At 39.1% G+C, this 14,736-nt stretch carries 11 protein-coding genes; 5 read left to right on the forward strand and 6 right to left on the reverse strand.

Features of this window, described 5'->3' with window-relative positions; all coding sequences use genetic code 11:
* The first annotated feature begins 27 nt into the window (after positions 1–27).
* On the forward strand, positions 28–312 hold the full coding sequence (gene yfaE, locus QUE03_RS11170; RefSeq protein WP_434019774.1) for a class I ribonucleotide reductase maintenance protein YfaE: 285 nt from the start codon (positions 28–30) through the stop codon (positions 310–312).
* On the opposite strand, the gene QUE03_RS11175 is transcribed toward yfaE, so the two are convergent.
* From QUE03_RS11175 to QUE03_RS11190, 4 genes are all read right to left on the reverse strand, one after another.
* Positions 302–1,618, reverse strand: a complete 1,317-nt coding sequence (locus QUE03_RS11175; protein ID WP_286261448.1) for a diguanylate cyclase — start codon at positions 1,616–1,618, stop codon at positions 302–304. The two genes, yfaE and QUE03_RS11175, sit on opposite strands and share 11 nt — an antisense overlap.
* A 47-nt stretch (positions 1,619–1,665) precedes the next feature.
* Positions 1,666–5,286 (reverse strand): response regulator, encoded by a 3,621-nt coding sequence (locus QUE03_RS11180; RefSeq protein WP_286261450.1) that lies wholly within the window; start codon positions 5,284–5,286, stop codon positions 1,666–1,668.
* A 302-nt stretch (positions 5,287–5,588) separates the two neighbouring features.
* Positions 5,589–7,310 carry an ATP-binding SpoIIE family protein phosphatase gene (locus tag QUE03_RS11185; RefSeq protein ID WP_286261453.1) on the reverse strand — a complete coding sequence of 574 codons (1,722 nt, stop codon included), beginning with the start codon at positions 7,308–7,310 and terminating at the stop codon, positions 5,589–5,591.
* Between the two features lie 3 nt (positions 7,311–7,313).
* A complete protein-coding gene (locus QUE03_RS11190; protein ID WP_286261455.1) occupies positions 7,314–7,622 on the reverse strand; it encodes an STAS domain-containing protein in 309 nt (102 codons plus the stop codon).
* Positions 7,623–8,259: 637 nt separating this feature from the next.
* Here QUE03_RS11190 and QUE03_RS11195 point away from each other — a divergent pair.
* The 4 genes from QUE03_RS11195 to QUE03_RS11210 all read left to right on the forward strand — a co-directional run bounded on the left by QUE03_RS11195 (position 8,260) and on the right by QUE03_RS11210 (position 10,879).
* Positions 8,260–9,483, forward strand: a complete 1,224-nt coding sequence (locus QUE03_RS11195) for a M24 family metallopeptidase (RefSeq protein WP_286261457.1) — start codon at positions 8,260–8,262, stop codon at positions 9,481–9,483.
* 90 nt (positions 9,484–9,573) lie between these two features.
* The gene (locus QUE03_RS11200) at positions 9,574–10,146 is read left to right on the forward strand and encodes a septation protein A (RefSeq protein ID WP_286261459.1); all 573 of its coding nucleotides are present in this window, start codon (positions 9,574–9,576) and stop codon (positions 10,144–10,146) included.
* Positions 10,147–10,157: 11 nt separating this feature from the next.
* Positions 10,158–10,460 carry a YciI family protein gene (locus QUE03_RS11205; protein WP_286261461.1) on the forward strand — a complete coding sequence of 101 codons (303 nt, stop codon included), beginning with the start codon at positions 10,158–10,160 and terminating at the stop codon, positions 10,458–10,460.
* Positions 10,460–10,879: a lysozyme inhibitor LprI family protein gene (locus QUE03_RS11210; protein WP_286261463.1), complete on the forward strand. Its 420-nt coding sequence runs from the start codon at positions 10,460–10,462 to the stop codon at positions 10,877–10,879. Before QUE03_RS11205 ends, QUE03_RS11210 begins: the two co-directional genes overlap by 1 nt.
* A 51-nt stretch (positions 10,880–10,930) precedes the next feature.
* Here the strand turns inward: QUE03_RS11210 and QUE03_RS11215 are convergent, their stop codons facing one another.
* Together QUE03_RS11215 and QUE03_RS11220 are read right to left on the reverse strand one after the other, a co-directional pair.
* Positions 10,931–11,989: an AI-2E family transporter gene (locus QUE03_RS11215; RefSeq protein WP_286261464.1), complete on the reverse strand. Its 1,059-nt coding sequence runs from the start codon at positions 11,987–11,989 to the stop codon at positions 10,931–10,933.
* A 241-nt stretch (positions 11,990–12,230) separates the two neighbouring features.
* Positions 12,231–14,735 carry an ABC transporter permease gene (locus QUE03_RS11220; RefSeq protein ID WP_286261466.1) on the reverse strand — a complete coding sequence of 835 codons (2,505 nt, stop codon included), beginning with the start codon at positions 14,733–14,735 and terminating at the stop codon, positions 12,231–12,233.
* Between the last annotated feature and the right edge of the window lies 1 nt (position 14,736).

Consider the following 14,736-nt stretch of genomic DNA (forward strand, 5'->3'; position numbering starts at 1 on the left):
TTATTTCAAAGCTAGTAGCGTTCAATTATGGCTATGTCTAATACCGATAAACCACGCCCTCTTACAATTTCAGTCAATGATCAGGAAGTAGAGTTTTCTGCTGTTCACAATACATTGCTTGAATGTTTAGAACAAGAAGACGTTGAAGTACATTACCATTGCCGAGATGGTTTTTGTGGCGCTTGTCGAATCACTCTAGATAAAGGAGAAATCCTCTACCCACAAGGAGAGCCTTTAGCGTTTGTAGGTAAGGACGAAATTCTACCTTGTTGCTGTATTCCTATAACTGATATAGAGATCACTATTGAGTGATCTTTAAATAGCCTATAATACCGTTAATGACACGGTTTAACTCAAACGAAACATCATCAAATAATGATTGGTACTTCCCTACCTGTTCTTCATTAACAGCAGCATCTAATTTTTTTGCATTATCAAATAACTGCATTGCCCCAACAGAGCAAGCGACACCTTTCAGCGTGTGCACCAAGTGTTTCATGCTTGCTTGATCATGTTCAGCAATTGCCTGTTGAATTTTATCGCTATCATTGCTGTGATCGTCAAAGAACATTTGCAGAATATCTTTAAATAGCGCTTCATCCCCAAGCACATTATTCACACCAATCTCAAAATCGATACCATCAATAGCGCTTTCACCATTGAGAGTATCTTGATCAATATTATTTGCCAGAAACGTTTGCACCACGTCATGTTCTTGATTGTGAATTTCATCATAACTACGAGTGCAGTTTCTTGAAGTTTCTTTCGCTTGGTATAAGAATTTATCTGCTACTTTCATAAGGCTATTAAAATCATAATGACCCTCGTTATGGCATACTGACGCCAAACCTATGCTAACGGTGAATGATATTTTTTCATGTGAAATAGCTACTTCCAAAGATTCAATCACTTTTCTAAATCGCTCGCAGGCATTAAAACCTTCTTTGAGATTGGTGTTAGGCATACAGACTGCGAATTCTTCGCCGCCCACTCGACCAATAATATCGTACTGACGAAATTCCTTTTTCATCGTTGAGGCAAATAGTTTTAAAACTTCATTACCCACATCATGTCCGTAATTGTCATTCACCGATTTAAAATAATCAATATCAAGCATAGCAATCGTGACATTGTTGTTTGTTCTGCACATTTGCTTGATAGAAGCAATTGCCAAATTTTCGAAATTTCTTTTGTTGTTCACATTGGTCAAAAAATCAGTTTTCGCCAGACTTTCAAGTTTTAAGGTTTTTTCTAAAAGTCTTAATGACGTTTTGAGGCGAGCCAATAATACCTTCGGAATATAAGGTTTAGTTATGTAGTCATTAGCGCCTAATTCTAACGCAGAGACTATTTGATTTTCATCATCAGAAGCCGACAGCATTATAACAGGTGTATTCAAATGTTTAGATTGAGATTTGAGCTTTTTCAGTGTGTCTAAACCACTTAACCCTGGCATGTACAAATCAAGTAAAACAAGATCTATGTCGTGTTGTTCTAATAGTACTAACGCCGTTTCTCCGTCTTTTGCTGTAATAACATCATAGCCTTCTGCTTGAAGATCAAACTCTAACAAAAGCAATGTGTCTTGCGCATCATCTACCGCTAATATTTTATTCATTCAGTCGCTTACCTTATGGCACTTCCTTGGATATTAAGCATTATTGATCATAATAAAATTTCTGAATTTTTCAGGGCATGTGAAAATTCATTATATGCTGACTCAAATAGGCTCAGTAAAACTTTGACTTCCTCATGTTCTTGATTTTTCAATGCTTGCTCAATGCTTTCAGACAATACGCCGAGTTTCTCACCGCCAATATTACGCACTGAGCCTTTAATTTTATGAGCCACAGCAGATGCATCATCATATTGCTTTGTATTGACCGATTTAAGCAGTAATTTCAACATGTCGGGTGAGTCTTCAATAAACATTTGGACTAATTGTTTTGCCACCGCTTTATTGTTTCTTACTCTTTTCAGCAGGCCCGCTTCATTCCATACAACATCATCACTGATTTTTTCATTTTGATGTTCGTTTTCCTCTGCAGAACTAATGCTATGTACTTTAGGCCTAGATGCTTTAACTTTAGAAGAATTTGACCAGTAGATTATTTTTTTAATGAGTAAGTCACTATCAATTGGTTTGGCAATGTAGTCACTCATCCCTGCATTGAGACATTTTTCTCTGTCTCCTTTCATTGCATTTGCCGTCATGGCAATTATAGGAACTTCCTTATCAACATTAGTAAGGTGTTCAGTTCGAATCGTAGTTGCCGCTTGGTAACCATCCATTATGGGCATTTGACAATCCATCAAGATGATATTGTAAGGATTAATTTTTGCCACTTGCTGCAACATCTCAATTGCAACTCTGCCGTTGTTAGCGATATCAGCGTGACAACCAATTTGCTCTAATATTCCTATAACTACAGCCTGATTAATCCTGTTATCTTCAACTAGTAAAATATTCACGTTTTTCATCACTTTTGATAACGGGTCTTGTTTCTTCAATGTTTGCAAATGGTGATGTGTAACCAGTGGCGTTGCTGACGATAGCGCGACATTGTCGTCTAATACTACAGTCAATGCATCAAATAGATCTGATGTTGTTGCGGGTTTTGGGAAGTAAGCAGAAAACCCTAAATTAGCAAAGTACTTAGCGTCTCCTGCAGCTCCCATCGAGGTCATCATGATGAGCTTTGTGTCACTGCAGTGCTTCGATGCTTTTAGTGCTCTTCCTAAGTCAGCACCATTCATAATGGGCATTTGCATATCTAATATTGCAACTTTGAAATGATTTTCAGGATAGTGTTTTATAATTGAAAGCGTTTCTTCACCACTGTTTGCTTTTGTTACACGGGCTCCCCATTGCATCAGTTGCCCTTCAAGTACTTCTAAGTTTGTTTCATTGTCATCAACGATGAGTATTTCGTTGCCCTTAATATTTGCCGACGGCATCATTAACACTTCATTTTCACTAGACTCAACAAGAGCAGTAAATTCAAACGTACTTCCTTTGCCCAGCTCACTGGTTACCTTGATATCTCCTCCCATGAGTTGGCACAACTGTTTAACAATAGCCAAGCCAAGACCCGTACCACCATATTTTCGTGTAGTACTGGCATCTACCTGTGTAAAGGAGTCAAACAATTTATCCAGCTTGTCTTCAGCAATTCCAATACCGGAGTCAGAGACAGTGCAGGTCAATAATAAACTTTTGTCACTGTACGCATGTAACTGGGCTTTTATTACTATTTCTCCCTGTTCAGTAAATTTTATTGCATTAGATACAAGGTTAGATACGATCTGTCGTATTCGGTTTGGATCTCCTTTAATAATCGATTCATTTATATCATTAACGTTAAGTATGATTTCAATTCCTTTTTCTTGAGCCTTTAATACTAATGATTCTGCGACTTCTCCTAGTTGACAGCGCAAATCAAAATCAAGCAACTCCAAATCAAGTTTTCCAGCTTCAATTTTAGAAAAGTCTAAAATATCATTAATTAAATTGAGCAATGAATTTGCACTAGAACTAGCCAATTGTAGATAGTGTTGTTGTCGGTCATTCAGTTGACTTTTACCAAGCAGGCCTAACATACCTAACACACCATTCATTGGCGTTCTAATTTCATGAGACATACTGGCTAAAAATTCAGATTTAAGTTCCAATGAATCTTCTGCCAATTCTAGTGCTTGTTGCTTAAGCTCGTGTAGTTGATGTTGCTCAGTTACGTCTCGGTTTGTCCCCAATATACGTACGATATTGCCATCCTTATCGTAAAGTGCCTTTGCATGCCCTTCTAGGTATTTGAGCTCATTGTTTGATAAAACAATCCTAAAAGTCTGCTTATAGTCCATACCTGTATTAACTATTTTAGTTATGGCGGACTCAATTCGTTCAGCATCTTCAGGATGAAGCGCAGCCTTGTAAATCGTTTCAGGCTTCTCAGAACATGCTATATCTTTCCCATATAATCGATACATGCGCTTATCCCAAATAAGTAATTGTTTATTTACTTGGTAGTCCCATACACCTATTTGTGGCCCTGATAAAGCAAAATCGAGTCGCCATGCCATATCTTTTGCCTGTTCCAACATTTGCTTTTTTTCGCTTTCTAGCAACTTAGTTATGGTTATATCTCTAATCACACCGGTAAATAGTTTTCCTTGAGCCGTATCAATTTCTGACAGACTTAAGAACATCGGAAAAGTTTCTCCGTCTTTTCTCACTGCAGGTAACTCTCTGCCATCGCGCAATAAGTTTTTCTTACCTGTCCTAAGGTATTCCACTAAGTAATGATCATGATTTTTTGCCATAGTTTCAGGCATCAACAATTTAATATTCTGCCCCAAGATTTCTTGCTCAGAATAGCCAAACATTTTTTCTGCTGAGTGGTTAAAAGCAATAATAGCGCCCTGTTCATCAATATTTATCACTGCATCAACCATGGAATTCAATACTGATTGCATTTTTGCAGAAGCTTGAGTAGCTTCCGCATAAGCTCTTTTTTGTTCTTTACTTTTTAGTGCTATTTCTTCAACAACCGATGCAAAACTGCGGGCCAACATCCCTACTTCCCCGGAAGCTTCAACAGGTAAATCTCCTATTTTTCCTGTGGCTTGGTATTGTCTTACACTTTTTACAATTGTTCTAAATGGTTTGGCTAATCGTCTTGCAATGAATATGAATAGCACAATGGTGATAAGAAGTAGTATCAAACTTGATTTTGATTGCAAAAGAGAAAACTCAACACCGGTTTCGGGTTGCATCACAAAAATATGTAATATCTGTGGTTCATTACTCCCTAGGCTTACTAGACGATGCACCCCTGAATATAACGCTTGATTGATTTTGAGATGAAAATTATGGCTGATGGCAACTTCTTTGCGTTGTGAAAATGCAATCAGCTCAGGATAAGTATCGTTCAATAGCGATAAATTGATGCTGTTGGCTGTTTGTTTAGTGTCTACTACAATCTCGCCTGTAACTAGGCTAACCACGATATGGCTACTGTTATGAGCCAAAGCACTTAAAAAAGGGAGGAGTTCTTGATAAGGGGAATGTGAAACAGCCTGAACACTCTTTTTTGGTATACTAAGGACTTTTTCGACTATTAACACTTTTTGAGAAATTTGTATTTGACGTTGTTGTAAGTTTGATTCGTGACGTTCATAGAACAGTATCATTATTACAACTAGAGCAATACCACAGCACAGCAAAATATTGGATATAGGTTGCAATAAACCAGCAAATTTACGCTTTGTAATAATTGTATCTTCCATTCAATTCACATTGTATTCAATAACGTAGAGTATAGGCGAAAAATCATAGTTGAATTAAACTTCTGTTGACTTGTTGCGCTTATACAGGCGAATACTGAACGTCCATTTTTAATGATCGTATGGCTTTCTTAAAATTCGGTGAGTTAGGTTAATTTCAAAGTTTCACTTAACATCAGAAGGTGCCACCTATTATCATTAACCTCTAATATGTCACTAATAGCCATTATTTTATACAGGGAAAGTGATGAAGACTATCCGTCCCTTTGCACGCCCTGAATTTTTATATGTTTAAATTTTTTGCCCTATGCCCAGGCATATTTCGCTTCGACCGTAGTCCCTTTGTCGCTGTACTCTAAAGAATCACACAGTTGCAATACCAAATTAATTCCTCTTCCGCTAAGTATTGGCGCTTGCTTTGACAATGGAGGATTCACATAGTCCGCATAGCTAAACCCTTTACCACTGTCTTTGATCTTTATACTGATATGGCCATTTGTGCTATGAGAATAGTAATAGTAAAACGAAAGTTCAACAAACCCTTCAAGTAATAATTCTAACCGCTCTTCCCTTTTTCTAAAATAATCTGCAAAACCTTCGGCACAATCTTTGATGCTTGAGTCTAGGTTTAGCACACCATGGTCTAAGGCATTCACATATAACTCCGTCAAGATGGTATACAGGCTTTGCCAATGTTCTCCTGAACCCTCTATATTTTGCAGTTGGTTCATTGCCATTGGGATAGGGTTTATTTTAGCAAGCTTTTCTCCTGTCAATTTAAGGTGCCACTCCCATGCAGGGCCAGTTTGCGATAGAACATCCAGTGCAGACAAAGTATCAGACCTACTCTGATAATTATTATAAACTTGCCCCTGCCAATCACAACATGGAATGTCAATCAAAGACATGTCGTCTTCTTGTGGTATGTTTTGACTGAATTCATTGACATCCTCAATTATTACTTCAGCCAGATTTGCTTTTTTCACACCCTTAAGGGCTGCTTGCTCAAATCGCTTTTCACCATACATTTCACCCTTTTTATTACGAGCTTCAATGATGCCATCACTAACAAGTACCACATGATCTTTGGGTTGAACACTATAAATTTCCAGCTTGGATTCGGCTAAAAGGTACTCTAATACTCCCATAGGAGGATGCGTAGAACGTATTCTTTGCTTAATTTGACCATTAGCAGAAAAAATATAGCAATCTGGTAGCCCAGCATTAAATATGTAAACTGTTTTATCTTGACTTGACACATGGACAAATGTCGCAGCTAAGAATAAATCAGAAGGAAGTAAATGAAATAGTTGAGTATTTATCTGCGTTATGATTTCGAATAAACTAAATCCTTTTTTAGTCATCACTCTAAATGTTTCTGACAACGGTATTGCACCTATAGAAGAACGTAACCCGTGCCCAGTAAAATCCCCCAACAAAACGTTAACATCACCATTAGGGCTCTGCGCAGTCAATTGAATATCACCACTAAATAAAGTTGCTGCTTTTTTCACAATGCCAATGCGATCTAAACCAAAATTTCTTGCCTCAATAACACCAGACATCAGTTGTTCGGCTAACTCTGCATCTTTTTGCTGTGATTGCTGTAGCATTTTTACCTGTGCGTATAGATCACTAATGCGTTGTATTGACTTTATTTTTGCTTTAAAAACTTCAGGAGAGAAAGGCCTAACAAGAATACCATCACCGCCAGCCTCTATACTTTCAATATATGCCAGTTCTGTATCTATACTAGTGATAAAAATCAACGGTGCTAAATTACCTTTTGACAAACTCTTGATTTGTCGAGTCGCTTCGTACCCGTCCATTCGGGGCATATTAATATCCATTAATACAAGGTCAGGCTGATACTTAATATACATATCAACACCTCGAATACCATCATTTGCGGTGTATACCCGATAGCCTTCTTCTTCCAGTAATACGCTCAACACTTTGCACTGCATTACGGAGTCATCTACCACTAATGCTAGCTTATGTGAGCGTTTATCAAGTTCTTCGACCATCGTTTAATTCTCAATAGTCATTAAGCGATGAAACTGCGCTATCTCTAATATTTTATTAACTGAGTCACTGGGTTTGAGAATCACTACGTTTCCCTGTAGCTTATCGGCGTGGTCCTTAAGCAATAAAATCATACCTAAAGCAGAGCTGTCCATGTATGAGGTATTTGACAAATCTATATTGAAAACCGTATTTTGCTGTTCACAGTTAACATATGAATTTCTAAATGACTGATGCAGTGAAAAGTCAAATCGCTCCTCAATTGATAGTGTAACTTCCTTTTTATTTTCAGAAACATACTTTTTAATAGTCATTGCTCATTCCTTATTATCAAACCAACTCAACATCATTTGTTATCATCGAGGATTGATTTACGCATCTTTGACTATCAGCATTCGAAAATTATGCGGTCGTGTGCTGACAAAGTGTGAATATTTTTCTCACCATATTAATAATATTGACTTTCTTTTGCGGTTAGTAAAGTGATTTTGATACTTATTTACTTATTACGATTAGCATTAAGTATCTAAGAATCAAATGTTTGACTAGATTTACATAGAAAAATGCAATATTTCTTCAATGAATAGAACTGATTATTCATAGGTTAGTCATGGAAAAGCTTCTGTTTTAGTAACGCCAACAACAACTCCTTTTATTTAGCTACAATGCGTTAAATTATGTATTTCAATATAAAACAAAATTGGTTGTAGCTACGCCAATCTAACCGAAGAATTGAGCATTATTAATGCTGAAGCAAAAGTAGCCGCATTTTACGGAGGTATTACTCTTTTCGCGCAGTCGACATGAATAACGTTCCAACACGAGAAATAAGCAACAGAACTAATTAGTACTTATCCATGCTCACAATAGAAACTATGGTCTTACAGTTCTCACCTAGCATTACTGTATACAATATACTAATATAATGAAAATTTTTAAAAGGTAACTAACATGACTTACGGAATTGGTGGCTCAACCCCTGAAGAAGCACTTGCAACTCTTGCAGACATGACGGAAAACATTAAACCTATTGCCGCACACGAGTTTCAGCAACGCATTGAAAAAGCTCAAAATATTATGAAAAAGCATAATATAGAGGCCACATACCTTAATGCGGGAACTAATCTCTATTACTTTACTGGTACTCGATGGTATGCCAGCGAACGTATGGTTGGCGCAATTTTACCGCAACAAGGTGAATTGGTTTATATCGCTCCACACTTTGAAGTCAACACACTTAGCCAATACATGAAAGTGTCTGCCCCAGTTGTAGGTTGGCATGAGCACCAGTCCCCCTATCAACTTGTAGCGGAAACACTTGATAAAATGGGTATTACTAGAGGTACGTTGGCTATTGATGAAGCAACAGCCTTTTTTATGGCAAACGGCATAGATAAATCTCTACCCAATATAGAATTAGTCGATGCTAAACCGGTAACTGCTGGCTGTAGAATGCAAAAATCACCCGCTGAAATAGCGTTGTTGCAACGAGCAAAAGACATGACACTTGCTGTGCAACAGGCTGCTGCAAGTATCCTTTATGAAGGGATCAGTACTAGCGAAGTCACCGCATTTATCGATCAAGCACACCGAAAAGTAGGTGCAGCAGCTGGCTCTTATTTTTGCATTGTATTGTTTGGCCAGGACTCCTCTTTTCCACACGGCGTAAAATCGCCTAAAGCGCTCGAACGAAATGACGTAGTTTTAATCGATACAGGTTGTCAACTAGAAGGTTATAATTCTGACATAACTCGTACCTACGTCTACGGCGAAGCCAATGAACGTCAACGGGAAATTTGGCAAGTAGAAAAAGATGCACAACTGGCCGCGTTCAATGCCGCTAAGATTGGTGAGCCTTGTGGCGTGGTGGATATTGCAGCGCGAGATTATATCGCCAGTCAGGGCATGGGACCCGATTATCAAACACCTGGCTGCCCACACCGCACAGGACATGGCATAGGGTTAGACATCCACGAATGGCCCTATTTAGTGCGCAGTGAGCAAACATTATTGGCAACTGGGATGGCTTTTTCAAACGAACCTATGTTGGTGATGCCTGACGAATTTGGCATTCGATTAGAAGATCATTTTTACATGACAGAGACAGGTCCTAAGTGGTTTACCCAGCCACAACATTCAATAGATGACCCTTTTGGTTTAGATGCAAAAGCTTAACCCCTAGATAGTACTCTCTTACAAAGATTCCGTTGGCTAAATCAATTGCATTAGGTAAAATGAATTCAAATTGATTTAGCCGATTACTCTATGCACGCATTTTTAGAATTTATACCTCTTGTTCTTTTCTTTGCCGTTTACAAATTTGCAGATATTTACTGGGCAACAGGAGCGCTGATTGCAGCCTCAGCCATACAAATACTATATTTCATTGTTTCAAAACAAAAAGTACCTACTAAAACGTGGATCTTCTTTGGCTTAATTGCCGGCTTTGGCGGACTGACTATTTTTATGCAAGACGATACTTTCCTAAAATGGAAAGTAACCATCATTAATGAGTTTTTCGCTGCAGCCTTATTGGTTAGTCACTACGTATTTAAGAAAAACCTGATCCAGCAGCTTATGGGTGAAGCGTTAGAGTTACCTGAGAATATTTGGGCTAAACTCAACTTAGCATGGGTTTCATTCTTTGCTGGTTGCGGGTTGCTCAATGCCTATATAGCATTTAATTTTAGCCAAGAAGTTTGGGTTAACTTTAAAGTTTTTGGTTTGATGGGGCTTACATTTACATTTGCTATTGGAACAGTGATCGCGATTAATAAATACCTTCCAGAAGAAAATGACCAAGCTACAGTAAAAGAATTAGATAAAAATCAAGATTAATCGGATTAAAGATGTATTACGTAATTTATAGTGAAGATGTGAAAGACAGCCTAGCATTGCGATTAGGTGTACGAGATAAACACCTAGCAAGGCTACAAACGTTACAAGATCAAGGGCGTTTGTTAGTTGCAGGGCCCTGTCCCGCAATAGACAGTGAAAACCCAGGAGATGCGGGTTTTACCGGTTCTTTGGTTATTGCTGAGTTTGATAGTTTAGTCAGTGCTCAACAATGGGCAGATGTAGATCCGTACATTGAGGCTGGAGTATACGAAAAAGTTATCGTTAAACCATATAAAAAAGTCCTCCCTTCATAATGAGAAAAGTAATCAACTCTTCCCTTTTACCGTTAATCGTCTTAGGCTCTGCATTGGCCGTTAAACCAGTTTATGCAGCGTCAACGATTGACGATTGCCAACCTAAAGCTCAAGATAGCGCAGAGTACTCTCGATGCCTTGATGTTGTCATTGATAAAGTGGACCGTGAGATGCAGACTTGGATAAATAACCAAATATTTATCCTCGAAGAGCTAGCGATGAATACAGGAAGAAACTCCGCATTAAAGATGTTCAAGCGCTCACAAAGTAACTTTATTCGATTTCGAGAAGACAATTGCCGCTGGCAGTATCTTGCGTTATCACCCAATGAATTTGCAGCACCTGCCTACAAAAAATGTTACATCAGGGCCAGTCAGGACAGGATAAAAGAATTAGAAGTACTCAACAGCAATATTTAGACTCAACCAAAAAAGCCAACAAAACGTTGGCTTTTTTGGTTCTACAGCTCTCTAACTAAATTCTTTAACTTTTTCTTGCACTTCCTCTTCTCCTGATAGGAGTACAGCAAACCATTTTCCTTCATTAGAGCTCTCAAGCGCTATTTTAATCACCATGGTTAGTGGAACCGAAAGCAGCATACCAACAGTACCAAGTAACCAACCCCAAAAAATCAACGACAGGAATACGACTAATGTCGACAAGCCTAATCCTCGGCCTAAATAACGAGGCTCGATGACATTACCCATCACCATATTAATTGCTACATAACCAAGCCCAATTAACCCCGCCGTTGCGGGATTTAACTGCAACAGTGCTAACGACATGGCAGGCACGGCAGCAATAATAGAGCCGATATTAGGCACATAGTTAAATAGAAAGGCCAACACGCCCCACAATAAGAAGAAATCCAATCCGACCGCCCACAACATAAAAGAAACTAAAATACCGGTCCCCAAACTCACCATGGTTTTGATTGCAAGGTAGTGATTTACAGAGGACAAGAAGCGGTCTATTTGACCCAATCTCATTTCTGGATCATCCATCGCTAAATGAACTTTTTTAGGTAAAGATGACGCTTCAAACAACATAAAAATAACGGTGATGATAATCAAAAACAGGTTCGCCATCACCCCACCTAAGCCACTCAGCATATCTGCAGCTAACCCCATTGCAGCACCAGGGTCGAAATACTCAATCAGTAATTTCGGTGACATGGCAATATTATATTCGGCCAGCTTTTCTGGTAGCCATACCAGCTCTTCTTTAAGTTGTGCTCGATATTCAGGTAACAGTTGTGATAATTGATTTAGAGAGTTGCCGACTAACCCCGCTACTGATAATGCGATGGAGACAAATATTACAATAACCAAGATCACTGAGATTGGTTTTGGTACCTTATACTCGCTCGCTTTGGCGACTATAGGGTTACATGTTATTGCGATAAAGACTGACAATAGAAAGGGAACAAGTATATTTGAAGCCGATTTAATGCCTGCCAGGATAATAAACAAAGCGGCGACAACGACCAAGGCTTTTACTGCTCCGCTAGTGTGTTGAGATAAACCCATATGAAAATTCTGTGTAATTCCTTTGATATTAGTATCTTGTCTATGATCAGATAAAATTGCAATCGCAATAAATGAAAGAAAAGAAATTATTTGAATGTATTGTGATGTTTTCAGAGATAAGGCAACGTAACTTACCTCTGCTTATAGCCATGATGAAAAAGCGGCAATATGCTCAAAAACACTTGCCGCAATCTCCCAAATTTGGTTCTAGCTTAACATGACAAACTGGCTTGACACTGGTTTACATAGTACGACGTATCAAGGTTACACTTGACATAGTCAACAATCGCCAGCAACTTAGCATCCCCACAATACCAACAAAACACCCACCGGCAACAATACCTAATCCCCAATATTCGAAATGAAAACTTGGTGACATGCTAAACGCCCGTGTTTGAATAAAATAGACAGCTATTTCCATCGCGATACCTGCCATGAGCCCAGACACTACCCCTAAACAGATAAACTCTAATAGCACGCTACCTCGAAGTAAGCTCCCCTTCGCCCCTAAAGTTCTTAGAATTGCTATTTCTCGCTCACGCTCTTCCATACTTGCTTGTACTTGAGCTAGTAACACTAAGCTACCTGCAATAACCACGAGTACTAGGATAAATTCGACAGCGACCGAGACTTGATCAATAACCGTTCGCAACTGATAAATCAGTGCATCGACATCAATCATAGATATGGTCGGATAGCTCGACATAAACTGGTCAAAAGCGTCCTGCTTACTCTCATCAACATAGAGTGACGAAATATAGGTCGCAGGAAAGTGTGACAACACTTGCTCATTAAAGATCATAAAGAAATTAGGTTGAAGCGATTGCCAATCTACTTGACGGATACTGGTTACTGGTGTGGTAAAAGTTTCACTGCCCAATTGAAAGGTCAAAGTGTCGCCTACTTTAATTTCAAGCCTTTTAGCGACCCCCTCTTCAATCGACACCTGTGGAATATCTGGTTCAGCTTCAAACCAATCACCTTCAATGATTTCATTTTTATTAGGTAATTTATCTCGCCAGGTCAGGTTTAACTCCCTTCCTAGTCCACGGCGCTGGGTTTCTGCATCTTTGTTGTCTTCTTTACTGACGTCTTGTGTCACATCGTCTTCATTTATCGCAATCAATCGTCCACGAACTACAGGGTACAAACCACTGTTAGGGATCGCCTGCTCGGTCGTAAATTCATCCACTTTTTCTACTTGTTCAGCCGTTATGTTGACCAAAAATCGATTGGCGGTATTTTCCGGTAGTTGCGATTGCCACTCTGCTATTAGTGCGCTTCGAATCACGAGGATCAACAAAAGCAATTTGATCGCAATAGTAAAACTGACTAATTGCACGCTGTTTTCTTTGGCGCGACGTTTTAAATTGGCAAATGCCAAATGTAACGCCTTACCCGATTGCGAGCCAATGTTACGCCCTGCACTGACCAGCACACGCCCTAACAACAACAAAATAACAGATACCAGCGCTCCTCCACCAAGTAACGCCAAACTGAGCACCAAATCATTACTGAATAAATACAGCAAAATAAACAAGGCCCCAATAGGAGGAATAAAGTGAAACCACCTTAATTTTTGTTCGCTAAAACCACGGATCACAGCAAGTGGTTTGGTCGAGACCAGTTGTGATAACGGCGCAATAGCAAAGGCAATAGCACAAATAACGCCCGTTGCAACAGCCATTAAAAAAGGAGCCACGTTAGAGACACTTTGTTCAACACTTAAATAATCGGCCATGGCGTACAATCCTACTTGTTGTAAGATAAAACCAATCCCTAAACCAACAGCGATGCCAAATACGCTCAACAAGGTCCAATGTAGACAGTAGAGCTTGGTAATGTGCTTTTGAGAAGCTCCCATCGCTTTAAACACCGCGACCATGGGTTGATGCCTATGACCATATCGTCTACTCGCAACCGCTACCGCAACCGCCGCTAATATGATGCCAAGCATACTCGCCAGAGATAAGTACTTTTCAGCACGCGTTAATGCACTTGATAAAGCCGATTGGCGAGATTTAATGTCATACCAACTCTGTGTTTCGTTAACTTTAGGTTTCACCCATTCTTCAAAGGATTTAATGACCTCTGCATCGCCTGCAAATAATGCCTTATAACCGACCCTTGAACCGGGCTGAATTAATTCCGTCTGAGCAACATCGTTTATATTCATCATCACCGTTGGACCATTGGTAAAAACACTAAACGACTCATCCGGAACGCTTTCTAATATACCTGCAACCAAAAAAGAGGCGATACCAATTTCAATCTCATCGCCGAGAGATATACCTAAAATAGACAATAACTTTTGTTCAACCCACACGCTTCCCTGTTGCGGCCCTTGAGCACGCTGACTTATCTCATTGCCTTGTTTAACTAACAATTCACCACGTAACGGGTACAACTCACTAACCGCTTTAATTTCCGTCAATTGCATTTTGTCTTGTGCAAACACCATAGACGTCATTTCAATTTGCGGTGAATGCTTTATACCAAGCGATTGGCTTTTCTCAATGATAGTCATATTAATGGGTCGAGAAGAAGCTAATACCCTATCTGAGGCAATAAAGCTGGTACTTTTATTTAACAGTGCAGCTTTTATTTGAGTGGAAAAACCAGCCAGTGAAAAAACAGTAGCCACTGCAAGAATGATGGCTAAACAGATGATGGTTAGCTCACCTCGACGCAGTTCATGTTGCAGCAATCTCAATGACTGCTTTCCCCAAGAAGCAAAAATACTCATG

Source organism: Thalassotalea atypica, from assembly GCF_030295975.1.
GTDB classification, from domain to species: Bacteria; Pseudomonadota; Gammaproteobacteria; order Enterobacterales; family Alteromonadaceae; genus Thalassotalea_F; species Thalassotalea_F atypica.